The 26,944-nt window shown below is 50.9% G+C and carries 25 protein-coding genes and 1 other annotated feature; of the genes, 10 read left to right on the top strand and 15 right to left on the bottom strand.

Going from position 1 to position 26,944, the window contains the following annotated elements; all coding sequences use genetic code 11:
• Positions 1 to 76 precede the first annotated feature (76 nt).
• Both egtC and L3556_RS03160 read left to right on the top strand, forming a co-directional pair.
• Positions 77 to 859 carry an ergothioneine biosynthesis protein EgtC gene (egtC, locus tag L3556_RS03165; protein WP_277865862.1) on the top strand — a complete coding sequence of 261 codons (783 nt, stop codon included), beginning with the start codon at positions 77 to 79 and terminating at the stop codon, positions 857 to 859.
• Positions 834 to 1,997 carry an SUMF1/EgtB/PvdO family nonheme iron enzyme gene (locus L3556_RS03160; RefSeq protein WP_277865861.1) on the top strand — a complete coding sequence of 388 codons (1,164 nt, stop codon included), beginning with the start codon at positions 834 to 836 and terminating at the stop codon, positions 1,995 to 1,997. The genes egtC and L3556_RS03160 overlap by 26 nt, the downstream gene beginning before the upstream one ends.
• A 405-nt stretch (positions 1,998 to 2,402) precedes the next feature.
• Here the strand turns inward: L3556_RS03160 and L3556_RS03155 are convergent.
• A protein-coding gene (locus L3556_RS03155) for an IS3 family transposase (RefSeq protein ID WP_422110770.1) occupies positions 2,403 to 3,583 on the bottom strand; the annotation gives its coding sequence in 2 pieces (ribosomal slippage) (positions 2,403 to 3,316 and positions 3,316 to 3,583; 1,182 coding nt in all).
• Between the two features lie 178 nt (positions 3,584 to 3,761).
• On the opposite strand from L3556_RS03155, the gene L3556_RS03150 reads away from it, so the two are divergent.
• Together L3556_RS03150 and L3556_RS03145 are read left to right on the top strand one after the other, a co-directional pair.
• A complete protein-coding gene (locus L3556_RS03150; protein ID WP_277865860.1) occupies positions 3,762 to 4,310 on the top strand; it encodes a hypothetical protein in 549 nt (182 codons plus the stop codon).
• Entirely contained in the window at positions 4,307 to 5,467 is a 1,161-nt protein-coding gene (locus L3556_RS03145; protein ID WP_277865859.1) for a hypothetical protein, read from the top strand. Before L3556_RS03150 ends, L3556_RS03145 begins: the two co-directional genes overlap by 4 nt.
• 213 nt (positions 5,468 to 5,680) lie before the next feature.
• On the opposite strand, the gene mfd is transcribed toward L3556_RS03145, so the two are convergent.
• The 4 genes from mfd to L3556_RS03125 form a co-directional block, all read right to left on the bottom strand.
• Positions 5,681 to 9,154, bottom strand: a complete 3,474-nt coding sequence (gene mfd, locus L3556_RS03140; protein WP_277865858.1) for a transcription-repair coupling factor — start codon at positions 9,152 to 9,154, stop codon at positions 5,681 to 5,683.
• A 39-nt stretch (positions 9,155 to 9,193) separates the two neighbouring features.
• Positions 9,194 to 10,072 (bottom strand): universal stress protein, encoded by an 879-nt coding sequence (locus L3556_RS03135; RefSeq protein ID WP_277865857.1) that lies wholly within the window; start codon positions 10,070 to 10,072, stop codon positions 9,194 to 9,196.
• Between the two features lie 104 nt (positions 10,073 to 10,176).
• Complete coding sequence (locus tag L3556_RS03130; RefSeq protein WP_277865856.1) at positions 10,177 to 10,353, bottom strand: 50S ribosomal protein L32; 177 nt, start codon at positions 10,351 to 10,353, stop codon at positions 10,177 to 10,179.
• Positions 10,354 to 10,454: 101 nt separating this feature from the next.
• A complete protein-coding gene (locus tag L3556_RS03125; protein ID WP_277865855.1) occupies positions 10,455 to 10,922 on the bottom strand; it encodes a hypothetical protein in 468 nt (155 codons plus the stop codon).
• A gap of 115 nt (positions 10,923 to 11,037) precedes the next feature.
• On the opposite strand from L3556_RS03125, the gene ribD reads away from it, so the two are divergent.
• Complete coding sequence (gene ribD, locus L3556_RS03120) at positions 11,038 to 12,189, top strand: bifunctional diaminohydroxyphosphoribosylaminopyrimidine deaminase/5-amino-6-(5-phosphoribosylamino)uracil reductase RibD (protein ID WP_277867586.1); 1,152 nt, start codon at positions 11,038 to 11,040, stop codon at positions 12,187 to 12,189.
• Between the two features lie 132 nt (positions 12,190 to 12,321).
• Here ribD and rplL read toward each other — a convergent pair whose 3' ends face one another.
• The 7 genes from rplL to L3556_RS03085 all read right to left on the bottom strand — a co-directional run bounded on the left by rplL (position 12,322) and on the right by L3556_RS03085 (position 16,698).
• A complete protein-coding gene (gene rplL, locus L3556_RS03115) occupies positions 12,322 to 12,714 on the bottom strand; it encodes a 50S ribosomal protein L7/L12 (protein ID WP_277865854.1) in 393 nt (130 codons plus the stop codon).
• A gap of 74 nt (positions 12,715 to 12,788) precedes the next feature.
• A complete protein-coding gene (rplJ, locus tag L3556_RS03110; RefSeq protein ID WP_277865853.1) occupies positions 12,789 to 13,316 on the bottom strand; it encodes a 50S ribosomal protein L10 in 528 nt (175 codons plus the stop codon).
• Between the two features lie 18 nt (positions 13,317 to 13,334).
• Positions 13,335 to 13,506: a sequence feature (ribosomal protein L10 leader region), on the bottom strand.
• Positions 13,507 to 13,538: 32 nt separating this feature from the next.
• Entirely contained in the window at positions 13,539 to 14,252 is a 714-nt protein-coding gene (gene rplA / locus L3556_RS03105; RefSeq protein WP_277865852.1) for a 50S ribosomal protein L1, read from the bottom strand.
• A gap of 100 nt (positions 14,253 to 14,352) precedes the next feature.
• The gene (rplK, locus tag L3556_RS03100) at positions 14,353 to 14,778 is read right to left on the bottom strand and encodes a 50S ribosomal protein L11 (protein WP_277865851.1); all 426 of its coding nucleotides are present in this window, start codon (positions 14,776 to 14,778) and stop codon (positions 14,353 to 14,355) included.
• A gap of 21 nt (positions 14,779 to 14,799) precedes the next feature.
• Positions 14,800 to 15,459 carry a transcription termination/antitermination protein NusG gene (nusG, locus tag L3556_RS03095; RefSeq protein WP_277865850.1) on the bottom strand — a complete coding sequence of 220 codons (660 nt, stop codon included), beginning with the start codon at positions 15,457 to 15,459 and terminating at the stop codon, positions 14,800 to 14,802.
• Between the two features lie 5 nt (positions 15,460 to 15,464).
• The gene (secE, locus tag L3556_RS03090; protein WP_277865849.1) at positions 15,465 to 15,680 is read right to left on the bottom strand and encodes a preprotein translocase subunit SecE; all 216 of its coding nucleotides are present in this window, start codon (positions 15,678 to 15,680) and stop codon (positions 15,465 to 15,467) included.
• Between the two features lie 88 nt (positions 15,681 to 15,768).
• On the bottom strand, positions 15,769 to 16,698 hold the full coding sequence (locus L3556_RS03085) for an AEC family transporter (RefSeq protein WP_277865848.1): 930 nt from the start codon (positions 16,696 to 16,698) through the stop codon (positions 15,769 to 15,771).
• 172 nt (positions 16,699 to 16,870) lie between these two features.
• On the opposite strand from L3556_RS03085, the gene L3556_RS03080 reads away from it, so the two are divergent.
• The 4 genes from L3556_RS03080 (at position 16,871) to L3556_RS03065 (ending at position 23,334) form a co-directional block, all read left to right on the top strand.
• The gene (locus tag L3556_RS03080) at positions 16,871 to 19,927 is read left to right on the top strand and encodes a UPF0182 family protein (protein WP_277865847.1); all 3,057 of its coding nucleotides are present in this window, start codon (positions 16,871 to 16,873) and stop codon (positions 19,925 to 19,927) included.
• 265 nt (positions 19,928 to 20,192) lie between these two features.
• Positions 20,193 to 22,577: an EAL domain-containing protein gene (locus L3556_RS03075; RefSeq protein ID WP_277865846.1), complete on the top strand. Its 2,385-nt coding sequence runs from the start codon at positions 20,193 to 20,195 to the stop codon at positions 22,575 to 22,577.
• Positions 22,578 to 22,597: 20 nt separating this feature from the next.
• A complete protein-coding gene (msrB, locus tag L3556_RS03070; RefSeq protein ID WP_277865845.1) occupies positions 22,598 to 22,996 on the top strand; it encodes a peptide-methionine (R)-S-oxide reductase MsrB in 399 nt (132 codons plus the stop codon).
• Positions 22,997 to 23,088: 92 nt separating this feature from the next.
• A complete protein-coding gene (locus L3556_RS03065; protein WP_277865844.1) occupies positions 23,089 to 23,334 on the top strand; it encodes a hypothetical protein in 246 nt (81 codons plus the stop codon).
• Positions 23,335 to 23,389: 55 nt separating this feature from the next.
• Here the strand turns inward: L3556_RS03065 and L3556_RS03060 are convergent, their stop codons facing one another.
• The gene (locus tag L3556_RS03060; protein ID WP_479682446.1) at positions 23,390 to 23,716 is read right to left on the bottom strand and encodes a 30S ribosomal protein PSRP-3; all 327 of its coding nucleotides are present in this window, start codon (positions 23,714 to 23,716) and stop codon (positions 23,390 to 23,392) included.
• 98 nt (positions 23,717 to 23,814) lie between these two features.
• On the opposite strand from L3556_RS03060, the gene L3556_RS03055 reads away from it, so the two are divergent.
• Positions 23,815 to 24,573, top strand: coding sequence for a TIGR01548 family HAD-type hydrolase (locus L3556_RS03055; protein ID WP_277865842.1), 759 nt, complete (start codon positions 23,815 to 23,817; stop codon positions 24,571 to 24,573).
• A gap of 19 nt (positions 24,574 to 24,592) precedes the next feature.
• Here L3556_RS03055 and L3556_RS03050 read toward each other — a convergent pair whose 3' ends face one another.
• Positions 24,593 to 26,395, bottom strand: a complete 1,803-nt coding sequence (locus tag L3556_RS03050; RefSeq protein ID WP_277865841.1) for a hypothetical protein — start codon at positions 26,393 to 26,395, stop codon at positions 24,593 to 24,595.
• 168 nt (positions 26,396 to 26,563) lie between these two features.
• Entirely contained in the window at positions 26,564 to 26,917 is a 354-nt protein-coding gene (rsfS, locus tag L3556_RS03045; protein WP_277865840.1) for a ribosome silencing factor, read from the bottom strand.
• Between the last annotated feature and the right edge of the window lie 27 nt (positions 26,918 to 26,944).

Raw genomic sequence — 26,944 nt, 5'->3', positions numbered from 1 at the left:
ATCCTGTATGAAAAGATAGCTTGTCAAAAAACGATCAGATATTGCCACTGCGAAACTAAGCCATTGAGAAACTAATATGTGTCGATTATTTGCGTACTTGGGCAAAAAAACAACCCTTGCGCCAGTGATGCTAGAACCCCGCCATTCCCTCCTGGTTCAAAGCTATCAACCCCAAGAGATGACCAGTGGCCTGCTCAATGCCGATGGTTTTGGGGTGGGGTGGTATCATCCCCGCCAAGATGTGGAACCCTTTATCTATCGGCAGATCTTACCGATGTGGAATGATGTCAACTTTACCGAGCATCTAGGGCGTTACATTGAATCTACCTGTATGTTGGCCAATATTCGCAGTGCTACCCCTGGGCAAGCCATTCAACTGAGCAATTGTCAGCCCTTTCGCTGGGGACGGTGGTTAGGAGTTCACAATGGCTTCATTGAAAATTTTCGGGAGACCCTCTATCGTCCTCTGCGCGATCGACTAGGGGATGTATGCTACACCATGGTGGAAGGCAACACCGATTCCGAACATATCTTTGCCCTGTTTTGTAATGAAATGTTGGCCAATCCCCAACTGTCCCCTGTATTAGTTCTCCGACAGACCTTGCAAACCGTGTTGACCTTGGCCCAGGCTTGGCGGGTACGGGTGGCCTTGAATTTGGTTTTTACCGATGGCACCTATTTACTTGCCGCCCGCTGTGCCCGTCCCCATCCGATACCTAGTTTGTACTGGTGGCAGGATGCCCAAAAATGCCAAATTGCCTCTGAACCCCTTGACAACTCCGATCAATGGCAGCCATTAATGGAAAATACACTGCTGCTGATGGGGGCCAATAGTGAACCACAACTCTACAACCTCTAGAGCCACAAGTTTTAATATTCATAAGACTTCAGATCATCTAAATGCGACTCATGGCGATCGCCTACGGATTGATCTCAAAACTGCCCTAGAGGAGAGTCGCGCAGCAACCCTCGACCTTGTTGCCCCCCTCAGCGAAACCATTCTCTGCCATCAGGCCCATCCAAACTTTAGCCCCGTGGGATGGCATTGGGGCCATATTGGCTTCACCGAAGGACTGTGGCTCCTAGAGAAAATGTTAGGTCAACCGCCCCTTTTTCCCCACTACCGGAGCCTTTTTGCCGCCGATGGACTCCCCAAACATCGTCGTCGTGCATTACCCCCTGCCCCGGATATTCGCCTCTATGTCGATACCATTCGCCAGCAGGTTTTAGAAGCTCTTGAGCAGCTTGACCCCATGGCCCTCAGCCAACAAGCCCGTCTTTGGTGGTGGATTCTTCACCATGAAGCCCAGCACGCTGAAACTATACAAATGGTCTTAGCCCTGCAACAGGCCCTCCCCCCCCTTGAATACATCCCCCGAACCCATAGCTGCCAAGGGAATTCCATTCATATTCCCCAGGGAAACTATGAACAAGGCAGTCATGATCCCTTCGCCCTAGACAATGAACAGCCCCGCCACCTCGTTCCCCTGTCGGATTTTTCCATTGATCAACATCCCGTGAGTCAGGGGGACTACCAAGCCTTTATTGACGCTGGAGGCTATGAAACGGCCCACTGGTGGTCTACCCAAGGTTGGCAATGGCTCCAAGCAGCCGGAGTGACCCAACCCTGTTATCAACTTTCTGCTCATCCAGAGTTCCCCGTCTGTGGCTTAAGTGGGTATGAAGCCGAAGCCTATGCCTGTTTTCGCGGACAACGACTACCCACGGAAACGGAATGGGAAATTGCAGCCCAATCGGGACAACTCCAAGGCACGGGTCAGGTATGGGAATGGACAGCCACTTGGTTTGCCCCCTATCCGGGTTTTCAGAGTTTTCCCTACCCTGGCTACTCTGAGACCTACTTTGATCAGCAACACCGCGTCCTTAGGGGGGGCAGTTGGGCCAGCCGCAACCTAGTGAAGCGACCCTCCTTTCGGAATTGGTATCCCCCAGAGACCCGGGAAGTTTTTGCTGGATTGCGCCTGTGCCACTCATGAGTAGTGCAAGAGAAGTGACGCGATCCGAAGGAGAATCTTATGAAGAGGGATAAGTCAGAAATGGAAGATGATTTAGGGACAGAGTATGACTTGAAAAGCCTCCGAGTCAGAAGGTTAGGTTCTGGAAGGAAAAGCTTTGGTGGAGCAACAGTACGGTTAGAACCTGATGTCGCAGAAATATTGCCAAATGCCGATGCGGTTAATGAGGCCCTAAGATTCTTGATTAGAGTAATGCTGGATAATCAGGAGTTGGGCTGCTTAAGTTCTTGGAGGAGACAGTGTTGAAAGGCTGTTTTTTAGACCCAAGGTCAAGCCGCCTCAGAGTTACCAGTAGGGCGGCAGTTTGAAATGAGGGTTTTGTTAGGGTATTTCAGTGACCTTGTCTCGAAAAAGTGGACAGTGAAATTAAGCGGAAATGGGTGGATTTAGGGAGCGGTAATACTGATCCTCAAATTGAGCAGGGGATAGAAAATCAAGGGTGGAATGAAGGCGTTTACGGTTGTAGAAGACCTCAATCCATTCAACAATGGCAGTCCTGGCAATCGCCCGGGATGGAAACACCGTAAGGTGAATCAGCTCGGTTTTTATCGTGCCAAAAAAGCGTTCAGCGACCGCATTATCCCAGCAGTTGCCCCGACGGCTCATACTACAGGCTATATTAGCTTGCCTTAGTGCCTGTTGATAGTCGTTGCTAGCATATTGTGACCCCCGGTCTGAGTGAAATAATAAACCAGCGCTTGACGGTTTTCGGTGTCCCAAGGCGGCAGACAACGCGGTTAAAACTAGTTCGGTGCGTAGATGCTCGGCAATAGACCATCCCACCACCCTGCGAGAGAATAGGTCGAGAATGACCGCCAGATAGAGCCACCCTTCACTCGTCCAGACATAAGTAATATCCGCCACCCAGGCTTGGTCTGGGGCATCGGTCTTAAAGCAACGGTCTAACGTATTCTCAGCAATGGGTAACCGATGATTTGAATCTGTTGTCACCTTGAATTTCCGTCGCAGATGGGCATTAATTCCCAAGTTTGCCATTAATCGGATCACCCGTTGACGGCTGATGGGGAAGCCTTGAGCAGCTAAGGCTGCTTGTATCCTCGGTGAGCCATAGGTTTGACGGCTCTCTTGGTGAATCTGTTGAATCATTTGGCTCAATGTCTCATTCTCCTTACCTCGGGGCGATAATGGTCGGTTGCACCAGGCATAATAGCCACTTCTCGATTGCTTTAAGACCTGGCACATCAGGCTGATGGGAAAATGTGCCTTCTGGGCATCGATTAGCTCATAGGGTCTGAACTTTCCCGTGCAAAGAAGGCTGCGGCTTTTTTTAGGAAATCACGCTCCATCTCGACCCGCTTCAAGTCTTTGCGTAATGCCGTCAGTTCCGCCCGTTCCTGCGTGGTCAATGCTCCTTGCTTGCCACCACCCTGGTCAATGGTTGCTTGTTTGACCCATTGGCGTAGGGCACTTTCTGTCAATCCCATTTCCTGGGCCACTTGGCTGATCGGCTTGCCTGACTGTTGCACAATTGCCACAGCTTGAGCTTTTTGTTCGGCAGTAAATGTTCGTCTTGGTTTTTGGCTCATTTGGACATTCTCCTTCATTGGCAACTCTTGGAGTTTGTCCACTTTTTTCAGTCAGGGTCACAGGCTCGCCTATAAAGTCCTAGAATTTCATATCGCGTATTTGATCTTGGACATTCACCACATCACCCCGTTAGATTGGTGAGAGGAAAGAAATCTGTTTTTACTTGAGAGGTCAATCTTGACTGACAGCATTCCACCTCTGTTACCTCTACAAAGTCTAGCCGAACGACATCACGCTCTTCCTCCTCCAGTTGCCGAGTATTTACTTCAAGCTGCAAGAGTCTGCTTTGATCGGCATCATACATCACCCAAGGAATTTATCTTGGAAGATGATAGAGTCGAGTCTATGGCAAGGGTAGAATGGGAAACAACAGATGATAGAGCCAAGGGAGCGTGGGATAAGGACGATGCTACGGAGGCTGGAGCTTGCGCAGTTGCAATTGCAGCCATAGAACTCACAAGAAGCTTGTTTGCTATCCGACGTATGCCAAAAGGAATGGGCGCGGATTACTATCTTGCCCTAAGAAGTCAAGATCTAGAGGATTTGGAGAATTGTTTTCGATTGGAGGTTTCAGGAACACACTCTGATAAACCAGAAGTTACCAAGCGACTTCGTATAAAGATTGAGCAAACACGGAGGGGAAATAGCAACCTACCGGCTCTAGCAGCCATAGTCGGTTTTAAGGTACAGTTAGTTTTACTTCATACGGTTGATGAATCATCATGAGTTGGTTACTGCACCATACTCGTAGTGAAGAGTATGTGAGCCAAGCAGAGCAATTTTCCAGGCAGCGAGAAATTAATCGCGCTGTCGAATTGTATCGTTTGGCTGCGGAAGCAGAAACCCGTGCTCTAGATAATCTTGATGTAAGCAAAGCACGAACTATTGGCATAACAGCCGTTAGTGCAGTATCTCTTTATTATAGAGCCAAGGAATTTGCACTAGCAAAACGTATTGCTCATAAATGGCTGGCTACTGAATTTCTGCCATCTTTTGCAATCGACGACTTGGAAGATCTTTTACAAGTTATTCGTTATGAAGAATCTCGTGCCAAATCAGGGATTCAATTTATAGAAGGCGAAGTTTTGGTTTCAGTGAGCGGAGGAGAAATTTTATATGGTGCAGCTCCACTGGAACTTATATTGCATAAAGTTGAACGAATTAGAAGCATCTTCTATCGAACAACAGAGTTTCTTCTAGAAAAACCTCATCGAACTCGCGGATTACCAAGTCAAGATGTAAAAGATCAGTGTGATCCTTGGTTATTCCAAGCTCCTGCTGGAAGCTATCAATTTGAAGTTCGAGTTCGTAGACCGCGAAACTTTGAGCAATTAATTTTAGATGGCATAGTAGATCCTGAGTTGCGTGTTGAACAAATCACTAAAAAGTTTCTTGAGATTGTCAGAGCAACTACGCAAGATCCTGAAGGAGAGTTAATCGAAGTTGTTCCTCAGGAAGACTATAGAGAAACATTTTTGAAATTAACTCGTGAGCTTGCGCCTCCAGCTTCAGGTAAATCTTTTGATCAGATGGAGATCAAGTCGGCTAGTGATATTGATTCCCAACCTGTTGTTCTCCGTCCCGATACTCGCGAAGCGATCAAAAACGTTTTGAAGAAACCAGAGATGATTTTTCAGGAAGTCCCTGAACATAAAATTAGGCAATTAAGAGGAACACTTCGTGGCTTGCAATTGGATAAGGACTGGATTGAATTGAATATCAATGGCAAAACCGAGACGATTTATGAGGCTAAAGAGATTGATGATGTAATTGGACCTATGGTGGATCGTCGAGTTGTTGTGGAAGTCTTAGAACGCTCTGATAGACCCGTGGATAAGAAATATTCTCTGCGGGACATTCAACTTGAGGAAGATTTGCTTTGAACCTTAATTTCTATTCGCAAGTAGCACGCATCCTAACAAGTCGCTGCACCGGAACGCCACGATGTGGTTGGCTAAGTTGCAAAGGTTACTTGCGTCCGGTGAGCTTGGTCGTTAGGTCGCAGGGTTTCTGGGTGATGGCAGTACTTTGAAGTTATTGTTTAGTTCCCTAGAATTAACTTGCAATACCTAGCAATCCGCTTAGTGTTGACAACCTTAACAAACCGGAACTGCTCCCTCCATTTTGGCTAACCAATCAATGAGTTGTTCTAGTTGCTTATCTGCTGTTTGTAGCCCTAGGCCCCGCACCGTCACTTTCCCTGGGCTATAGACAAAGCGAGTTTGCAGATGACTGGGGAGATTGCCCTTTAATAAATTCCAGGCGGGTTCGGCCATGGGGGTTTCTAGGGTAATATGTTGTTTGCCGTCGGGTTTAATCTTAGAAAAGCCCAGTTTTTTGGCAATTTGCTTGAGTTCAACCACCCGTAATAGTTGAGACACGGGGCTGGGAATGGGGCCGTAGCGATCGCTCCAGTCAGCGGCCAATTGCATTAAGTCCTGCTTTGTGGTCGCCGCCGAAACTCCCCGATAGGCGGCCATTTTTTGCTCTAAATCCGGCATATAGTCGGCGGGAATAAAGGCGGTAATATTCAAATCCACCTGGGTATCGTCCACCTGGGGAATATCTTGTCCACGGATCTCGGCGATCGCCTCCTCTAGCATTTCCACATAGAGATCAAAGCCAATGGTGTCCATCTGACCGTGTTGCTCGGCCCCCAAAAGATTGCCAACCCCGCGAATTTCCATATCCCGCATCGCTAACTGGTAGCCCGAGCCTAACTGGGTAAATTCCTGAATCGCCCGCAAACGCTGCCGGGCTGTATCCGTCAACAGGTTTTGCTTAGGATAGAACAGCCAAGCATGGGCCTGAATTCCCGCCCGCCCGACCCGCCCCCGCAATTGATAGAGTTGGGCCAAACCAAAGCGTTGGGAATCTTCCACCAAAATCGTATTAACACGGGGAATATCTAAACCGGATTCAATAATTGTGGTGCAAACGAGAATATCCGCTTCGCCATTACTAAACCCCAGCATCGTCGATTCCAGTTCCCCCTCGGGCATTTGACCATGGGCAATGAGTATGCGGGCGGTGGGCACCATCTCTGTCAGCTTGGCCGCCACCTCTTCAATGCCTTCAACCCGGGGTACCACATAAAATATCTGACCGCCCCGATCTAGCTCTTGGCGGAGGGCACTGCGAATGGTTTCTGGATCGTAGGGAGCTAAATGGGTCTGAATCGGTCGCCGGGAGGGGGGAGGAGTTGTAATTAGGCTCATTTCCCGTACCCCAGACAGGGCCATATAAAGGGTGCGGGGAATGGGGGTGGCACTTAGGGTTAATACATCTACCTGGGTTTTCAGAGCTTTGATTTTCTCCTTTTGGTTCACACCAAATCGCTGCTCCTCATCCACAACCAACAGGCCCAGATCTCGAAACTGAATGGTTTTACCTAAGAGTTGATGGGTTCCCACCACCACGTCTAGTTCACCAATTTTTAATTTCTCTAAAATCTGTTTCCGTTCCTCACTGGTGCGAAAGCGGTTCAGGAGTCCCACCTGTATTGGATAGGGGGCAAATCGTTCCTTCAGGGTATGGTAATGCTGCTGGGTCAAAATCGTTGTTGGAGCTAAAATGGCTACCTGTTTACCACTCACCACCGCCTTAAAAATGGCCCGAATCCCTACTTCTGTTTTACCAAAGCCCACATCCCCACATACCAGGCGATCCATGGGGCGATCGCTCTCCATGTCCTGTTTCACATCCTGGGTTGCCTTGAGTTGATCCGGCGTCGGCTGATAGGGAAAGGAATCCTCCATCTCCTCTTGCCAGGGGCCATCGGCGGCAAATTGAAACCCCCTTTGTTGGGCCCGTTGGGCATAGAGTTGCAGCAGATCCACCGCCACTTTTTTGATGGCTTTCCGCACTCGCTCCTTGGTGCGTTCCCAGGTTTTGCCCGTGAGTTTATTGAGTTGGGGCGGTTTATCCCTGCTTGTGCGGAAACGGGAAAGGGTATTGAGTTGATCGGCGGCCACCCGCAGCACCCCATCGGCATACTGGAGGGCCAGGTATTCCCGGGTTTCCTGATTAATCGTCAGGCTCTCCAGCTTCAGAAATTTGCCAATGCCATGATCCCGATGGACAATGTAATCCCCTGGCTGAAGTTTGTTGGCATCTACCTGTTTTGAGGCGGCCCGCCGTCGCTTCCGCACATAGCCCAAATTAGCTAGACTATGCTGACCAAAAAACTCGCGATCGCTCACCAGGACACAGCGAAAGGTGGGTAAAATAAATCCCTCCAACTCCGCCAAACCCGAATATTTCAGGGCAATGGGGGTTCGCTGACTTTGTAACTTATCAATTGCCGGATAGTCCTTGGGGTTGGGGACAAACTGGGCCGGGCAGTCATGCTCTTGGAGAAGAGCCACGGAACGACTGGGCTGGGCAGAAACGAGCCAAATGGTGTATCCCTTATCCCGCTCCTGGCGAATCGTTTCCCCAAGGCGGCCAAATTGATGGGGAATGGCCGGCACGGGACGGCTCGATAGATTTAAGCCCCGTTTTTCCTCGGCCAGTTCACTTAAATGAATTTGGCAAAAGGCCCCTAGGTGGGTTTGGCGATCGCCCCAAGAATGGTGGAGACAGGGCATCAGTTCCCCGGCATTCAGGTCTTGCCAATAGTCCTGGGTGTTTTGCCACCAGCGATCGCAATGGGCCTGACACAGATCCGGTTCATCCACCGCAATCAAGGTGTCCCCAGGCAGATAATCCAGTAAGGAGGCCGGTTGGGGCATAGCCAAGCCGAGGAACCGCCGTAGTCCCTCCAGAGGTTGCCCCTGTTGCCATTGCTGCTGCCCTTGGGCGGCGAGAAATTCTTGAATGCGCTGTCGTTGTTGCTCTCCTAACCCCGCCTCAATAAAGCCATTAAAATTCGTGGGGGTTAGTACCAGTTGGTTCAGGCTATCTAGGGGCCCGGCTTCACTGTGAGATCGCTGGCTGACGGGGTCAAATTCCCGCAGTTTCTCCAGTTGATCCCCAAACCATTCCAAACGCACGGGTAACTCGGCCGAGACGGGAAAAATATCGACAATATCGCCCCGCCGACTCCACTGGCCTTCGGTTTCCACTAGGGACACTCGTTCGTAGCCCATCTGGGCCAGGCGATCGCCCAAGGCTTTTAGGCTAATTTCTTGGCCTGGCTTAAGGGTGAGGCACTGGGCATAAAACTCCTCTGGCGGGGGCAAATGGGGCTGGAGCGATCGCTCCGTGGTGACAATGGCCAGGGGAACGGCGGCGGCCTTCACATCGGCTAAAACCTGCAACTGCCCCCAAACAAATTCCGCCTCTAAATCAAAGGGATCGTAGGGAGAGGCCTCCGAGGTGGGATAAAACTGCACCACGGGCCAGCCAATGGCTTCTAATTGGGCCGCCCAACGCCCCGCATCCTCTAGGGTGGGTGTGATCACCAGTAGGGGAGCATCCTGAACCTGGGCTAGGGTTGTACTCACCAGGCCCTTCACTAGGCGAGGTATGCCACTCAAATAGAGCGATCGCTGCTCCCTTAGCTTTTGCTGGAGTTCAGAGGTGAGGGGAAGTTTCGCCCAGCTACGGGCAAGAGCAGCCAGTGTCATGGTGGTATGAATAACGGAAAATGAAAATCCCCAAAAGTGCTATCTGCCCGCAGGCGGGAAATAAATCACCGGATAGACACTACGGCGCAGGATTTCACCGGCAAAACTAGGAATGGAAAGCTCCCAAATTTTACCCACAGACCCTGAAGAAACTACCACTGCATGGATATCGCGATCGTGGGCCGCTTTTTGCGCCTCTACCACGGGTGTTCCAGAGACAATAACCGTCTCAACCACTAACCCTAATTTCTGAAGATCGTCCTTGACGCTAACTAAAACCCGCTCCGCTTCATTAAACTGCTGAGTTGCTGCTAATTCCTGCTGTCCCGCATCACTGACCACCCAGCAAAGGGTACAGGATTCTAGACCCTTGGGTTGGCTAACGACATTCTTTTTAATCACTTCAATCACATGCTGGGCAGAACTACCGTGATCGTAGGGAATCAAAAGATGACTAAAGAAATTTTGGAGGCGTAGGCACAATTCATCCCGAGTCATCACCCACAGAACCTGGGGACGCATAACCATCACCGGAACGTTAATTCGTTGCATAACTGCAATGGTGGTACTGCCAAAGAGTTTTTCATCCAGGAAGCTGCGAATCGGACGGCTAACCAAAACCAAGTCAATTTGATGTTTATCAATGGTATCTAAAATGGCATCGGCGGGGCGGCGATTATCTAAAATCACCTCAGCCGTCATTCCTTGGGGAATATCCGTTTCCTCTAGCTTCAGGATTTTCCGGGCCCGACTAAGTTTGTCTTCCCTGATCCGGGGCTTATCGCCGTCATCAACTATGATGCAACAATGCAGAAAAATGACCTTGGTAATGCCGGTGGCAGCAATGGCATCAAGGTAGCCAGTTAGGCGGGGTAAACCATCGGTCAAATCCGTAGGAATAAGTAAGTGCTTAAACATAATTTTAGGCGATCGCCCCCAGAAGCCTGTCTTCTTGAAGCTTACCGCGATGCTCTAACAAAGCCAACACTTTTATTCCTATTTCCCTGGGGGTGGGCAAGATCCTACTCTTCTTCCTCTTCCGTATCTGCCTCTGGGAAGTAGAAGCCCTGGGCCCGCTCCGTCAGAATTGATTTACCAATGGACAGGGCCTTTTTGGCCTGGAAGGATGCCTGGCGTTTCCATTCGGCCCGGCGCATACTCCGTTTTGATTTTGAGGTTTTCTTTTTGGGGCAAGCCATGGTTCTTACTCGCGGGTGACTAGTTAAAAATAATGATTCAGCATTTAAGCAAATAATCATTATAGTACAGTTCTAGTACAGATTATGCCCCTTGCCAAAACTCATAATCCTAAGAAAGGTTGTCCAGGCACTAAATAGTTACCAATGGCCCAACCCACTAAAATGCCCAAGAGTGCCACCTGCATAATCACGGCGAGGATTTGGCTTCCCCGGTAGCCCGCCGCCTGCATTTCCAGACGCACCAAGGTTTCCGTTGCCAGGAGGATAGCAATCAAGGCAAAAATGGTAGAGGCAATCACCACCATCGTCACGGCGGAACTTAAAAATAGCATTGTCAAAATACTGCGGGGCCCCAGGCGCATCACCCGTAAAATACTGCCCGTGCCCCAAATGAGTAGAACGGTGATAATACCCGCAAACCCTGCTGAAATAATGCCCCACACGGGGTTATAGGCGGATAAACGCCAACCCACTAAAACGTAGCCCAAGCCAACTAGCCCCAAGGGAATGAAGGGAAACTTACCGACGTTAATCGAGTTTTTCGGATTCTGGGGCGATCGCCCTTCCACGGGAAACTCCCTTTAACCGCTACAGTACAATAGATAAACCAGATAAATTCATGACACCATTTAGAGATCAATCCCCTTGACTGATCCAACGGCGGGCCGTCACCACCCATTCTATATGCAACGCTGTCTGGCTTTGGCCAACCAAGGACGGGGATATACGGCTCCTAATCCCCTAGTGGGTTGCGTGATTGTCTACCAAGACCAAGTTATTGGCGAAGGTTTTCATCCCAAGGCCGGTGAACCCCACGCGGAAGTGTTTGCCCTAAAAAGTATCAAGGACGACCACCGTTCCCTGCTGAATCAGTCCACGCTCTACGTCAATTTGGAACCCTGTAATCACTACGGCCGCACCCCACCCTGCACCGAAGCGATTCTCAAATCGGGCATTAAAAAAGTTGTCGTGGGTATGATTGATCCGGATCCACGGGTCTCTGGTCAGGGCATCCAACGCCTAGAGACCGCAGGTATTCAGGTGATTGTGGGTATTGAGGAAGTCGCCTGCCAGGTTCTCAATGAAGCCTTTATCCATCGGGTGCGTTATCAGCGGCCCTTTGGTATTTTCAAGTATGCCATGACCCTAGATGGCAAAATTGCCTCTAGTCAAGGCCATAGTACCTGGATCAGTGGCACACCCGCTCGAGCCATGGTGCATCAACTCCGGGCAGAATCCGATGCGGTGATTGTGGGGGGAAATACGGTACGGCGGGATAATCCCCATTTGACCAGCCATCGCAGCCAGGGCCCTAATCCTTTGCGGGTGGTGATGAGTCGCAGTTTAGATCTGCCTCGCCACAGCCACCTATGGACAAGCTCCCCGGCCCCAACCCTGGTAGTTACCTCCAGTAGTTTGGAGCATCCCCTCGTCCCCTTCCTTCAGAATCAAGGGGTAGACGTGGTACGCCTAGCTCCCCTCACGCCCACAACAGTGATGGAACACCTCTACCAGCGGGGAATGATGACCGTGCTATGGGAATGTGGTGGAACCCTAGGGGCCGCTGCGATCGCCGAGGGAATGGTTCAAAAAATCTGGGCCTTCATTGCCCCAAAATTGATTGGTGGCCAAGAAGCCCCCTCCCCCGTCGCCGATATGGGCCTCACTAAAATGACCGATGCTCTGGCCCTAGAACGGGTTCAATGGCAACAGGTGGGGGATGATATTTTAATGCAGGGTTACTTACCCATGGAAACCATCCTCAGTGATACCCCGGCATCCAACCTCAGGAACAATCAACCGACGGATCCCCTGGGCACACTGCATTTTGCCTAGAAAAAATCCCCCTCCTAGCTCAAATAGGCTGTGGGAGAGGGATCCTTTGCAATGTAGCCTAGCCATCTGAACTAGACTGCAACTGGGCATAGGGCAGATGACTATATTTTCAGGCGACTATTTAGACTTAGACTATTTAATCGTCACCTTCGCACCCGCTTCTTCCAGTTCTTTCTTGGCGGTTTCTGCATCTTCCTTCGTCACCCCTTCCTTAATGGCTTTGGGGGCAGATTCCACCACTTCCTTGGCTTCCTTCAGACCCAGACCCGTGAGGGAGCGCACCACTTTCAGAATGGCAATCTTCTTATCAGCAGGAACCTCCTCCAGCATAATGTCAAAGGCGGTTTGTTCCTCCACTTCCTCGGCGGGGGCTGCGCCAGCCACGGGGGCCGCCATCACCATGCCACCCACAGGGGCCGCTGCACTCACGCCAAAGGCTTCTTCAATTTGCTTGACGAGTTCCGCCGCTTCTAACAGAGAGAGGGTTTTCAATTTTTCCAGAATTTCATCGGTTGCAACAGACATGGATTTAACTCCTTAGGGTAAAAAACGTAAAAAAATAAAAACAATTGACCCAACTAGGGGTGATCAAACAGGGGCTAGGCAGCCTCTTTGTCGGCGATCGCTTGGGTGGCCCGGGCCAGGGAACCGGGAACTTCTTTGATCCCAAAGGCAATTTTGGTCGTCAGAGCATTGAGAGCCCCGGCCACTTGGGCCATGAGTTGCTCCTTCGAGGGCAAATCACCAATGGCCTTGACCTGATCCTCACTGAGGGCACGCCCTTCAAGCACACCTCCCCGCAGGGCAGTTTTTTTAGTGGCTTTTTGAAAATCTTGGTAGGCCTTAATAGCCCCGCCCAGATCATCTTTGACCAATAGAAAGGCTGAGGGCCCCTGCAAAAACTCCACCATGGACTGCCAGGAATCATCCCCGTCCACCGCCAAATTCATCAGCGTGTTCTTGGTTACTTTGCAGAGGGTATTGCAATTGCGTAACCGCTGCCGCAAGTCCTTCAGTTCACTATCCGTTAACCCTTGATAGTCAATGACAAGGGTCATTTGTGACTCACTCAACAGATGCTTGAGATCCGCCACAATCTCTTTTTTATTTTCTAGGGTGCGTCCCACACGTATCATCTCCTTGGGTTGACAATATAAAAACCCCAACCGTAGGGCCGGGGCTTCAGCGTAATCCTGATAAACCGATCGCTGGTGGAGATCAGTTCTGGGAATCCGTCTTGAAACCTCGGCAGGAATTACGTCTAACTGGATAACCAGTCTCGACCCCTGCGGTCTACGGTTCACTCTTTAGTTTTGGGTCATGATTTAACTAACTAATGGTCATCCTCCCTAAGCCGCCTCCGCTAACTTCATATCCCGCAGGCCATTGATATCCACCTGAATCGATGGCCCCATCGTGGCCGAGACATACATACTCCGCCAATACCGGCCCTTGGCCCCAGAGGGTCGATTCCGATCAATGACCTCTTGCAAGGCTTTCAGATTCACCAGTAAATCTTCCGCTGAAAAGTCAGCTTTGCCAAAGAGTACATGGACAATGCCGGTGCGATCGGCACGGAATTCCAGTTTACCAGCTTTGAACTCGGAGATCGCCTGGGGTAAGTCAGTGGTGACTGTACCCGCCTTCGGGGAGGGCATTAAACCACGGGGGCCGAGAATGCGACCCACCTTGGCCACCTGGGGCATAACATCGGGGGTGGCAATTAGGAGATCAAAATCCATCTCCCCCTTTTGAATGCTCTCGATCAACTCTTCTGAACCAGCAATATCTGCCCCAGCATTGAGTGCCTCCGTGACTTTCTCACCCCGGGCAATCACCGCAATGCGGACGGTTTGCCCCGTTCCCTTAGGTAGGGCCACGGTGGTACGCAGTTGTTGATCCGTATACTTTGGATCAATCCCTAGGCGAATATGCACCTCCGCCGATTCAGGAAACTTGGCCGTGGCGGTTTCCTTCAGTAGGGCCAATGCCTCAAGGGGGGCATAGGGGCGATCCTCAACTTTTTTGTATAAGTCCCGCAGACGACGGGATTGCTTAGCCATGGTTTTTTCTCCTGGGGTGCAAACGAAACCAAGGTCTCTCCCCCTGAATCACAACAATTGTTTAACGTTCTAACGTTTAACTATTTAACACTCAAAGATGCTAATCCGTAACCGTAACACCCATATTCCGAGCCGTCCCTTCGATGATCCGCATTGCTGCTTCCACATCGTTGGCGTTCAAGTCGGGCATTTTTTTCTCGGCAATTTCCCGGAGTTGCCCCTGGGTAATACTGCCGACTTTTTTCTTATTGGGTTCACCGGAACCCCTTTCAATGCCCGCTGCTTTTTGAATCAGCACTGAGGCAGGGGGCGTTTTTAGGATAAACGTGAAACTACGATCTTCAAACACCGAAATTTCTACGGGAACCACCGTACCGACTTGCTCCGCCGTACGGGCATTGTATTCCTTGCAGAACATCATAATATTCACCCCATGCTGACCTAGGGCAGGGCCGATGGGGGGAGCAGGGTTTGCCTTACCAGCCTGAATGGCCAGCTTAATAATTGCCACGACTTTTTTAGCCATAGTTGATCGAGAGTCCTAACCTTATTTTTCGACTTGATTAACTTCTAGTTCCACTGGGGTATCACGCCCAAAAATCGAGAGAAGTGCCTTGAGTTTATTTCGCTCCGCACTCACCTCAATGACTTCACCTTCAAAGTCCTTGAAGGGGCCGCTCAAAACCTTAATCTTATCACCACTGACGAGATCAATTTTATGGATCGGTTCTTGTTCCTGAACTTTGCGGAAGATGCGATTCACCTCTGAAGGACTCAGGGGCAGCGGCTTGACATGGCCCCGACCCCGACCAGAGGCCCGCCGTTGCTCTGCGCCAACAAAGTTAATCACGTTGGGGGTGTTTTTAATCACCTGCCAGGCTTCGTCGTCAATTTCCCATTCAGACTTTTCTGGGGATTGCTGGGCACGGACGCGGATGAGAACATAGCCCGGAAAGACTTTTTCTTCTACGGTTTGGCGAGATCCATCTTTTTTAATTCTGATAATGGGGGTTTGGGGAATCTCCACTTGAAAAATGCGATCGGCTACATCCAGGGTATAGAGCCGCTGTTCAATCGTGCTCTTGACCTTTTTTTCGCAGCCGGATGCAACTTGCACCGCATACCAGAAGCTCTTAACTGAGGCTGTCGCATCATTCTCGTTGGCTTCTTCAATGGGATTGATTTGATCGGTAAATTCGCTAACCATAGAACCTAAAAAATACTTTGGGCAATCCATTGAAAGAGTTGATCCACTAGATAGATCAGTGCAGCTGAGAGGGAGACAATTAAAATCACCGCCGCCGATTCACCAATTAAACGCTGGCGATCGGGCCAGACCACCTTACTCAATTCTTCCTGGGTTTCCCGAATAAAGAGAGTCGGTTTGAAGCCGCCACTGGGTTTTTCTCCTTCGGTGCTTTTAGTCACAGGCAGACTCCACTATATTGGCGCGGTCTTCTATCATAGCAGATTGGGATAGGAGATTAGCATCCTGCATTGGGGAAAATTTTATGCTCTAGGTGAGGGGAAAGAGGAACACCCACACCGGCAACAGTACCACCAGGAAACCAAAGCTGACGAGAATGACACTGGCAATAAAGGGGCGATCGAGGTCGTAGACTTCGGACAATACCAAGGTCATAAAGGCCGGGGGCATTCCCGATTGGAGGACGATGCCCAGACGAGGCTCTGGATCAACCCCTAGGAGGGTTAAGCCCATGCCGATGATCAGGGGAACGAGGATCATTTTAATCGTCAAGCAGGGGAGAATTTGCGGCCATTGGCGGGACTGGCGCGATCGCCCCAAACACATACCAATGTAGACGAGGCCAAGGATCAATAATCCCCAGGCCAGGGTGACGAGGCCCTGGAGGAACCATTGGGGTAAGGAGAATTGACGCAGAACCAAACCTAGACCCAGACACCACAGCGTCGGATTGCGGAGAATGTGCCACAGCCGTTGCTTATGGGAATAGACCTTCTCGCTAAAACTTGCCGCGAGGGCAATACCGGCAATAAAGGAAATGAATAGGGAACCGAGTAGGTCGTAGAAGAGGGCCCAGCTAAAATGTTCGGCTCCCACCAAACTAAAGGCAATGGGATAGCCCATGAAGCCGGTATTTCCAACCATGGTGGCTAGGATAAAGCTGCCCGCAGTGCCGCGACTTTTGGCCGGCGCGTACCAGAGCCAAAGATAGGCTAGACCTACCCCTAGACCCATTCCCAACCAAGCGACCAAGGGAGCCAGGCTAATATTACCCGTCAGATCCGCCGTCGTCACAAAGGCAATAACGCTGAGGGGGGCCCCCACCCAAAAGAGAAATTGAGCAACCCAGCCAGTCATGGGGGGTGGTAAACGTTTGACAATGATCATGCCGGAGCAGGTACTCAGGCCGATCAGGGCGTAGAGCCGAAGGAGAGTACTGGCGATCGCCGTCGTATCCATTGCCCCCGAACTCTCCCAGGTATCAATCTGCCAGAATATATATCAAAATATAGATAATATCAAAAATAAATCAAGATACAAATCACACGATACAAGCTATCAAGTCAGTAGTATGAATCAATCTATGAATCCGTTAAACCTTCACCTGCTCTGACCCCTGAGGGCGATCGCCATGGGTCTGGTCAAACAATTTTTCTCTTTTTCTCCTAGGCGGCGACTTCTACTGGTGCTGATCCTCGGCTTGTTCTTTGGCCTGCTGGGGACGATCGCGGCCATGGCCATTTGCCGATTAGTGGCCGAAAGTCTGTGGTTTCACAACCTGGGATTTCTATCCGTCCTCTGGCAACGGTGGCAGGCCCAATTTCTCTTGGTCATGGTGACCTTTTTCGTTTCCTGGGGATTTTTATGGCTCAATGGGGCCCTAGCCCTGCAATTACGCCTAGGGGATGCCCCAGACATTAAGGGAATTCCAAAGCCATTGGCGGATGCTCCTACCCCATTACCACCCGCGCCATTACCCTGGTGGATGAACCAAGGAAGAGATAAAGGGTCTAAGGGAGGCAAAGAGGATCGCCCCTGGGGGATTACCCTACCCTGGTTGCTCCTGATCACGGTGGCCCTAGGGTGGCTTTTGTGTATTGTCTGTTTCCACAGCGGCGCGATCGCCCTGGAATTACGCAAGACCCAGCCCATTAGCCTCATTAATAATCCCTTCCTAGAGCAGTTAGACCTGGCCACCATTTTGACCATTAGCCGTGATTGGCTGACCCATCCCCTCAGCCTGGTTTTGAGTGCAGGGATGATCATACTTCTGTTGGTTTGGCCCGGGGCCAGCTATGGCATCATGTCCATGGCCTTAAGTTTGAGCTTGGCCTGGTTGGGCCGCAATAACTGGACAACGGTGTTGAAGGGGTTGGCCGGAGTCAATGTCAACCGCTCGGATCCATTGTTTGGCCAAGATATAGGCTTTTATTTATTTTCCCTACCCCTGTGGGAGCTATATCGCTTTTGGATCGTAGCCTTGGGTCTGGGGGCGATCGCCGGGGTGGCCTTAATTTATTTACTCGGGGCCGATAGCCTCAGTCAGGGCCGATCACCGGGGTTTAACCGTCCCCAACGGCGACATTTACAGGCCTTAGGAGCAGTGGTTTTTGCCGCCACTGGCTTAAGTTTTTGGCTGGAGCGATATAAATTAGTCTATTCACCCCAGGGGGTGACCTTTGGCGCAAGTTATACGGATATAACGGTGCGCCTACCCCTCGATAATCTCTTTAGTTTCCTGGCGATCGCCGTGGCCGTTTTGCTTCTTTGGGCAGCTCTGCGGAAAGGGGGTCAGCAGCGTCAACGCTTGGGGCCCGTCTCCCCCTGGGTACTCTGGTTCACCTTGGGCTATGTGGCGGTAGCGATTGTTGGGGCCCCCACCTTACCGGCCTTGATTCAAAATGCCATTGTTCAGCCCAATGAACTCCAGCGGGAATTTGCCTATATCCGCCGCACCATTGACCATACCCGCGAAGGCTTTGACCTTGAGAAAATCAATGCTCAACCCTTTCAACCCCAAAATAATCTCACCCCCGCCATTCTCCAGGAGAATGAAGCCACCACTCGCAATATCCGCCTCTGGGATACTCGGCCCCTCCTAGAAACCAATCGCCAACTCCAACAACTGCGCTCCTATTACAGTTTTCCCAAGGCCTTTATCGATCGCTACAACCTGAAAACCGAGCCAGGCAATCCCACCGCCGAATCTCGCCAGGTCTTAGTTGCGGCCCGGGAGTTGGACTACGGCGCAGTCAAGCCCATTGCCCGCAGTTGGGTCAACGAACACCTCGTCTATACCCATGGCTATGGCTTTACCATGAGTCCGGTGAATACGGCCGCCGAGAGCGGGCTACCTGAGTATTTTGTCAAAGATATTAGCGAAGGCGATCGCGGTGGGGATCTACTCACATCCAACCCGCAAATTCGCGATAGTATCCCCGTGGGTCATCCCCGCATTTACTACGGCCAAATTACCAGTAGCTATGTCCTGGCCCCCTCCCAAGTACAGGAATTGGACTACCCCAGCGGCAATGACAATGTCTATAACCACTACGATGGCAGCGGCGGCGTTCCCCTCAATTCCTGGTGGGGCAGACTGGTTTTTGGGGCCTATTTCCAGGATTGGCAACTCCTCCTCACCCCAAATATTAAGCCGGAGTCCCGCGTCCTATTTCGCCGCAATATTCAGCAGCGGGTGCAGGCGATCGCCCCCTTTTTAAGGTTTGATAGCGAACCCTACCTCGTTATTGCCGATCCGCGATCGCCGGAAACGACTACCGCCAAAGATGCCCAGGAAGCGGAGCCGAATTATCTCTACTGGATCATTGATGCCTATACCATTAGCCGCCATTATCCCTACTCGGATCCAGGGGATCAGCCCTTTAACTACATCCGTAACTCCGTCAAGGTTATTGTCGATGCCTATGATGGTTCGGTCAAATTTTACGTTGTGGAACCCACAGACCCCCTGATTCAAACCTGGCAGCGGGTCTTTCCCGATCTATTTGAACCCATTGGGGCTATGCCCCAGCGGCTCTATGAACATATTCGCTACCCCGTAGACATGATGCGGGTGCAATCCCAACAATTACGCAAATACCACATGACGGATCCGGTGGTGTTCTACAGCCAAGAGGATCAGTGGCAAATTCCCCAGGAAATCTATGGGAATGATCCCCAAACCGTTGCTCCCTATTACCTAATCACTAAACTACCGACAGCACCCCAGGAAGAGTTTATTTTACTGCTGCCCTTCACCCCCATTAACCGCCCCAATCTGATTGCCTGGTTGGCTGCCCGCTCCGATGGCGAAAACTACGGCAAACTCCTCCTCTATCAATTTCCCAAGCAGGAACTGGTCTTTGGCCCGGAACAGATGGAGGCCCGCATTAACCAGGATCCGGTCATCTCCCAACAAATTTCCCTCTGGAATCGCCAAGGGTCGCGATCTCTCCAGGGCAACCTCCTAATTATTCCCGTTGAACAGTCCCTACTTTACGTTGAACCCATCTACCTGGAAGCCCAATACAATAGCCTGCCGATTTTGGCCCGGGTCGTTGTCATGGATAACCAACGCATTGCCATGGCAGAAACCCTGGAGGCGGCCCTAGATGAACTATTCGTCGCACCGGCGATCGCTGAACCCATCCAAGCCGGTGAAATTGCCCCAGATCTGACACCCCAATAAACTTAATAATAGTTAACAAAAAGAAGCCTAAATTAACGCTTAAAAGAAATGGAAATCCGCACCTTTTTGACGAACTTTGAACTTTGATCACATTTCCGTAAGTCTACGGGTGCAATGATCCCCGTTTTAAGAGATGATAGATAGTTATATAGACTACATTTGTTTATTTTGTTGTTTGTTTTTTAATTTGTGTTGTGTTTTCTGATTCTTGAAACTTTTTTTAGTTTATTTTTGTTAATTTATCTTTTGACAAGAAGGTTTACGAATGACGATGGGTTCCCTCTCTTCCCAAGATGTCTCCTCCCTGACCCCGATCAAAATCAAAGGGCGGCGGCATCGCCCAGTCCCATCCCTGCGTTTGTCAGAAGCTAGAATAGTTTCTGTGACTAAAATTGCCATTATTGAAAACGATTCAGAGGATGGGGAACGCCTTGAACGTCTCATTCGCGAGATCCCAGTTGAGACATTTTTAGTTGAGCGCATTTCCGTTTCCCAGCTTAATCATCAATTCTTACGGGAATTTAATCCCCAGCTACTGGTCTTAACCTGGCCCAAAAAAGACGGTTTAGCCCAAGTGGTTGCCCTCCAAAAAACCTATGGTGATTTGCCCCTAGTGGTCATTGGCCATTGCGATCATCCCAATACCGCTGTCCAAGTTGTCCGGGAAGGCAGTCAGGATTATCTCCCCTGGCCCGATGTCACCAGTCATCTCTTGGCCCGTGCCTTTCGCTATGCCATTGAGCGGCATCACATTGATCAGACCCTTCTCCAAAGGGCGGAGGGGGAGCGCCTCGTCATCCAAATTATGGAGCATATCCACGAGTCTCTAGATCTGCCCACCATTTTGCAAACCACCGTGGATGAAGTTCGCCAACTCCTTAGGGCGGATCGGGTCTTAGTCTATCGCTTCTTGCCCGACTGGCGGGGCGTGATGGAAGTCGAGTCAGTTCTTGATCCCTGGCCCTCGGCCCTAGGGGATGTGGTGGGGGATAGTTGTTTTATTGAAAGCTTTGTGGAAAAGTATCGCCAAGGGCGGATACAGACAATTACGGATATCCATGCCCAGGCGATGCATCCCTGCCATCGGGATTTACTAGCCCACTACCAAGTACGGGCCAATCTGGTCGTGCCCATTGTTCCTGAAGGAAAGTTGTGGGGGTTACTCCTGGCCCATCAGTGTGATCAGCCCCGGGAATGGCAAGAGTGGGAAGTGGATTTAATGCGCCAGCTTTCAACCCAAGTGGCGATCGCTATTCAGCAGGCGGAACTCTACGAAAAAGCTCGAAAGGAACTCCACGATCGCAAAGCGGCGGAAGCGGAACTCCTCTACCAAGCCCGTCATGATCCCCTGACCCATTTACCCAACCGTTGGCTTTTTGAAGAACGGGTGAATGATGCGATTCGCTTGGGAGCTAATAAGCCGGACTACTGCTATGCGGTTCTCTGCCTAGATTTAGATCGCTTCAAAAACTTAAATGATAGCTTGGGCCACGCCATTGGGGATCTGTTTCTCCAGGAAATTGCCGAACGGCTGCAACGGGCCCTGAGTCCCCAGGATCTGGTTGCCCGCTTGGGGGGGGATGAGTTTGTGGTTTTACTGGATGATATTGCCGATTTTGATCAGGCCAAAACCATTGCCGAGCATTTACGGAAACGTTTGGCCCGGCCCTTTGAAGTGAATCAGTATGCCCTCCACAGTACCGCCAGCATTGGCTTGGTGATGGGCAATGCCAGCTATAGCGATGCCGCAGATCTGCTGCGAGATGCAGACACCGCCATGTATCGGGCCAAGACCAAGGGTAAAAATCGCTGTGAAGTGTTTGATAGTGCCATGTATGCCCAGGTGCGCGATCGCCTGCAAATGGAACTGGAACTGTGGCAAGCCCTAGAGCGGGCCGAGTTTGAATTGGCTTATCAGCCCATTGTCAGTCTGCGGAGTCAAAAATTGCAAGGGTTTGAAGCCCTGATTCGTTGGCCCCGTGACGGTAAACCTAACATTTCTCCCCAGGATTTTATTCCCATTGCCGAAGAAACGGGCCTCATTTTAGGAATTTCCCATTGGGTGTTGCAATCGGCCTGTGAACAACTTCAGGAATGGCTCCAGGCCTATCCAGCCTTAGCCGATGCTGGTGTCACCATGAACGTGAATCTGTCTGGGCGGCATTTTTCCCAGGTTGATATTGTCGAGCAAATTCAAACGATCCTAACCGTCAATAAACTCCCAGGGGAATCCCTAAAAATTGAAATCACCGAAAGTGCCCTCATGGAAAACCTGGAAATGGGCCAATCCATTTTGCTGCAATTAAAGGCCATGGGAGTCAAAATTGCCATTGATGACTTTGGCACTGGCTACTCATCCCTGAGTTATCTACGGAGTTTGCCCCTAGATTGCATTAAAATCGACCGCTCCTTTATTACCCAGATGGATAGTAGCCGCGAAGACCTAGAGGTGGTGCATACCATTTTGGCTCTCGCGGAAAACTTGAAGCTAGACACCATCGCCGAGGGCATTGAAAATCTAGCCCAACTCAAACAACTGCGATCGCTGCGCTGTCCCTTTGGTCAAGGATACTTTCTCTCGCCCCCGCTCACGGCCCATGAGATGGATCGTTTCATCCACCAACACCTGAGCGATTCTTCGTTAAACTAGGGGTATGCATAGGGAATTTGATGGTCAAAAAAGTTGTTAAACCCGATTCGGAATGGCGTAGTGAGCTAACACCCGAGCAATTTCAGGTCACTCGCCAAAAGGGGACTGAACGGGCCTTCACTGGCTGCTACTGGAATAATAAGCAAGCGGGTACCTATAGCTGTGTCTGTTGCGGTACTCCCCTCTTTCGTTCCGAAACCAAGTACGACTCTGGAACCGGTTGGCCCAGTTTTTGGCAACCCATTGATCCAAATAACATTCACACCATTAGCGATCGCTCCCATGGCATGGTACGCACGGAAGTGGTTTGCTCCGTCTGTGATGCCCACCTCGGCCATGTCTTTGAAGATGGCCCACCACCGACGGGACTGCGCTACTGCATGAATTCCGCGTCCCTAGACTTTCAACCCGCAGATTAGGGCTAGGACATTAGTTGTCGCCCATACCGACCGAGGAGAAAAAGTACGAATCATAAGTGCCCAAAAAGCAACTCGGCAGGAAGGGAGGTTCTATGAAGAAGGACGCTGAGAACGAAATGGGAGATGAATTACACTCTGAGTATGATTTTTCTCAGATGCAGGGAGGTGTTAGGGGTAAGTATGTTGAGCGGTATTCTGCAGGGACAAACTTAGTGCTTCTAGATCCCGATGTTGCCCAAGCTTTCCCCAATGATGCAGCAGTGAATGAAGCATTGCGGCTGTTGATTCAGGTTGCCCAGCCCCAGCAGCCTAACACTACGATGCAGCGGACGGAATAAAAGTGATTGGTAGGGGTAGGAGTTCAAGCTTTCTAGCTGTTGCTGACCTGTACCTCTAGGCCGTACCCACAAAACTCATATCGGCAAATCGCTTCTGGGCTTCGGTGACGGGGCGATTTTTGCCTTCTTCCTGCCAGTAGTTAATAATTTCTGTAGCGCGGTTTAGAAGTTCAATCCGTTCGGCTTCCGTAATCCAGGATTTGCCCTCTAGTTCAGTTTTGAGAAGCTCCCATGCATCAGATCGGGGCCAAAAAAAGTACGGGGTGAGGGGGCTAGTTCCTTTGCCTACCACCTGATCAACGGCGATCGCAACATCTTTTTCTAACCAAAGAATTCTGAGCATGAACCGTGACAAGTGAAAGCCCTCCTGCGAGCAAATAATCTAAAGACCAACCTATATAATAGCGAAATAATAGCGAAATACATCTAGACTTCGATAAGTCTGCGATAAGTTTGCGGAATTTTGAGGAATCCCCATCGGTGTCACCCCTAGCAATTGTTCTGTTTGATATTGATGGCATTGTTCGGGATGTCAGTCGTTCCTACCGTCGAGCCTTACAGGAGACCGTTGCCCATTTCACCCAAGGTTATCACCCCAGCCAACGGGACATTGATGGACTAAAGGCAGAAGGGGCCTGGAACAATGACTGGCACGCCTCCGAGGAACTCATTTATCGCTATTTTGAAACCCAAGGCCAGGATCGCGCCCAGGTGCAGCTAGAGTACGAGGATATAGTGGCTTTTTTCCAAAGTAAATACCGTGGCGCAAATTGGAATGGCTATATCCAGGATGAAGCTCTCCTTGTCTCCAGTGACTATTTTCAGCAGTTTAGCCGGGCAGGGATGGCCTGGGGGTTTGTGAGTGGAGCTACCCGTGCCTCTGCCAGCTATGTCTTAGAAGGTCGTCTTGGCCTAGAATCCCCCCTACTCATTGCCATGGAAGATGCCCCAGGAAAACCGGATCCTGCCGGGGTCTTGCAAGCAACCCAGAGGTTGGATCCAATGGGTCATTCGCCAACGATCTATGTGGGGGACACGGTGGCGGATATGCAAACGGTGATCCATGCCCGTAACCAAGATGGCGATCGCCCCTGGTTTGGTTTAGGGGTGATTCCGCCCCATGTAGCAGCAGCGGATAGTCCGGCCTACGGCGATCGCCTGTTCCAAGGAGGAGCCAATAGGGTACTCAACCAGACGGTTGACGTAACTCCGGCCCTAATTAGCGAGGTTACTGGTTAAGACTCATTATTAATAACCCTTAGAAACCAAAATCAGGAACGGTTTCCCTGGCTTGCCACCCTTGGATCAAATTCTGAGCCTCTGGGTAGAGTCTATGGTGGGGTGGAATTAATTGAGCCGTGGCGATCGCCTGGGAACTATCCCGCTCTCCATAGAAACGGGCCTGGGTGAGGATTAATTCCCCCCATTGATCTATTAACTCATTGGCCTGGAAACGGAGGGGAGACATCATCGGAACATCATTGGCAATGAGAATAGCCTGGGATAGGGCCTCCGGCGTTCCACCCCGTGCTCGTCTGTAGGCCTGGGATAGACGGGCCTGATCCTGGGGTGGGCCATCGGCAATTTCGACCCCGGGTAAATGGAACATGGGGTCATCCCTGGGATCCGCTGTCACCAGGGTGGATGTCACCGGTTCGAGGCGATCTAGCCGCGCTTGGGCTTCATCGTATAGAGGGCGGCCGGAGCGAATCTGCCTGAGGAGTTGGCGGGCTTCCTCGAGGGCCTGATCTCCCCCCAGACTGGCAAGTTGATCCGCCCGATCCAGGAGGGGTTGATCCTCTAGGGTTTTGGCCTGGCGTTGCCATTGATTAAGTTGTCGCTGTACCTGCTCTTGGCGATAGGGACTCCCCCCCTGGGGAATGGTTTGGAGGTGATAGACGGCGGCCCAGAGGTTCTCTACCGTTCCCGAACGGGCGGTTTGTTGGGCTTGGGCCAAGGTTTGTAAAAGTTGGGTGTCTCGTTGCCAGCGGCGAATAAAGTCCTGGGCTTGGGAATACATGGGCCGTTGAGGCAAAATCCGGCGGGTTTGGGCGATCGCCGTACTTAACTCTTGGCCCATACCCCTGCGGGCTAATCGTTCCGCGGCCACTAACCGTAAAATATCTTGGCCCGCTTGCCAAGGCCTCATGTCCCGAGGAATCAGTTGGGCGGTCACTTCGGCGGTATCGATATCCAGGGCAACAAGGGCCGCTTTCGCTTCCTCTAACAGGCGATCGCTAATCTCATTTAAGAGCCGCACCGCCCCTGGATAGACATCGCTACTCGGATCAATTTCCCGAACGAGCTTCATGGCCGCTGCCAGGTTTTTTGCACCCCCCTGACTGATTAAAGCGCGGGCTTGATCCAGTTCACGATCTTCCTTTTGGGCTTGGATGATTCGCCGATTCAAGGCTTCAAATTGATCCCGCGACCAATATCGGCAGTTGACATACATTAAATCTAGGGAAATCTGAAAGGCTTCCCGCCACTGAAGATTTTTTAAGGCAAGTTCCGCTTCACGATAGATGATTTCCCCCTCCTTCCAGACCGTTTGCCAGCGTTCAATGGATTCTTCGACCTTGGCATAGGCGGAAACATGATTGGGAATTCGCCGGGCAAAGGTGATCGCCCGATCTAAATGACCTTGATGGAAGGCGGCGTTGGCTAATTCTAAAACCTGGTCTGACCAGGCCTCAATCCAACGATTAATTTCGGGAGCGAGGGGGTGATCCGCCGGTAAATCATCCACCAATTTAATGGCTAAAATTAAATCCTCTAGGGTCTGGCGATCGGCGGCTTCCTGGGCGCAGTAGAGGCGAAAGGCAGCGGAGGCAAAGGGCCAGACCACAAATTGACAGTTCCCCGTAGTCGTGGGCTGCCGCAGGAGCAGGAGGGTCGATAGGGTAATCACTCCCAAGGATGTCACAATCGATAGCCGCCCCCAAACTTGCCACCGGAGTAGCCAGGGATAGGCCCCTGGGTTAGGGTCAAGCGTTCCCTTTAACCATTGGGAGAGGTGAGTCCGATAGGAGTGAAATTGCGGTTGTTCGACCTTGACCATAGCGATCCAGAGCATCCTAAGGAGTATGATAGGGGCAAGCTGCCAAGCTATTCATAAAGGCAGGCTACTCGTCAGACTATTTATCTGATCAGGCTATTTATCAGGACAGGTGAGCAATGACGTACCGTTGAGCGATTTATCCCCTTTCCAGGTTATTTGCAAAGTCATTTACCGTGATGGCAGAGAGAATTCCTGCTCAAAGGGAATTCGTTCCGCGTGCCCCCAAAAGGCTTCCAGGTTATAAAACTGCCGTTCCTTGGGAAGCTGGACATGAATCATTACATCCCCATAGTCCAGTAATACCCAGGAGGCATCCCCTTCCCCCTCACTATGGACGGGCGATCGCTGGCAATGGTCTGCGGTGGCATCCTTAATCCCCTGGGCAATGGCCCGCACTTGGGTTTTGGATAGGCCAGTAATAATCACCAGATAATCCGTTAAGTAGGACACCGCCGTAACCTTGAGGATGCAAATATCTCCACCCTTGCGATCGTCCGCTGCCTGGGCAGCTATCCAAGCCAAATTTAAACTGGTATCAATTCCTGCAAT

Origin of the sequence: Candidatus Synechococcus calcipolaris G9 (assembly GCF_029582805.1) — a bacterium.
Lineage (GTDB): Bacteria > Cyanobacteriota > Cyanobacteriia > Thermosynechococcales > Thermosynechococcaceae > Synechococcus_F > Synechococcus_F calcipolaris.
Note: the sequence above shows the minus strand (reverse complement) of the source record. Positions and strands in the feature narration are given on the sequence as shown.

What these genes read in the sequence shown, in the direction of transcription:
- L3556_RS03145 (WP_277865859.1), top strand. Translation starts at nt 4,307, where the DNA reads ATGAGTTGGTTACTGCACCATACTCGTAGTGAAGAGTATGTGAGCCAA.
- mfd (WP_277865858.1), bottom strand. Translation starts at nt 9,154, where the DNA reads ATGACACTGGCTGCTCTTGCCCGTAGCTGGGCGAAACTTCCCCTCACC.
- rplA (WP_277865852.1), bottom strand. Translation starts at nt 14,252, where the DNA reads ATGGCTAAGCAATCCCGTCGTCTGCGGGACTTATACAAAAAAGTTGAG.
- L3556_RS03065 (WP_277865844.1), top strand. Translation starts at nt 23,089, where the DNA reads ATGAAGAAGGACGCTGAGAACGAAATGGGAGATGAATTACACTCTGAG.
- ribD (WP_277867586.1), top strand. Translation starts at nt 11,038, where the DNA reads ATGCAACGCTGTCTGGCTTTGGCCAACCAAGGACGGGGATATACGGCT.
- egtC (WP_277865862.1), top strand. Translation starts at nt 77, where the DNA reads ATGTGTCGATTATTTGCGTACTTGGGCAAAAAAACAACCCTTGCGCCA.
- L3556_RS03080 (WP_277865847.1), top strand. Translation starts at nt 16,871, where the DNA reads ATGGGTCTGGTCAAACAATTTTTCTCTTTTTCTCCTAGGCGGCGACTT.
- rplK (WP_277865851.1), bottom strand. Translation starts at nt 14,778, where the DNA reads ATGGCTAAAAAAGTCGTGGCAATTATTAAGCTGGCCATTCAGGCTGGT.
- L3556_RS03130 (WP_277865856.1), bottom strand. Translation starts at nt 10,353, where the DNA reads ATGGCTTGCCCCAAAAAGAAAACCTCAAAATCAAAACGGAGTATGCGC.
- nusG (WP_277865850.1), bottom strand. Translation starts at nt 15,459, where the DNA reads ATGGTTAGCGAATTTACCGATCAAATCAATCCCATTGAAGAAGCCAAC.
- L3556_RS03085 (WP_277865848.1), bottom strand. Translation starts at nt 16,698, where the DNA reads ATGGATACGACGGCGATCGCCAGTACTCTCCTTCGGCTCTACGCCCTG.
- L3556_RS03075 (WP_277865846.1), top strand. Translation starts at nt 20,193, where the DNA reads ATGACGATGGGTTCCCTCTCTTCCCAAGATGTCTCCTCCCTGACCCCG.
- rplL (WP_277865854.1), bottom strand. Translation starts at nt 12,714, where the DNA reads ATGTCTGTTGCAACCGATGAAATTCTGGAAAAATTGAAAACCCTCTCT.
- L3556_RS03050 (WP_277865841.1), bottom strand. Translation starts at nt 26,395, where the DNA reads ATGGTCAAGGTCGAACAACCGCAATTTCACTCCTATCGGACTCACCTC.
- msrB (WP_277865845.1), top strand. Translation starts at nt 22,598, where the DNA reads ATGGTCAAAAAAGTTGTTAAACCCGATTCGGAATGGCGTAGTGAGCTA.
- L3556_RS03135 (WP_277865857.1), bottom strand. Translation starts at nt 10,072, where the DNA reads ATGTTTAAGCACTTACTTATTCCTACGGATTTGACCGATGGTTTACCC.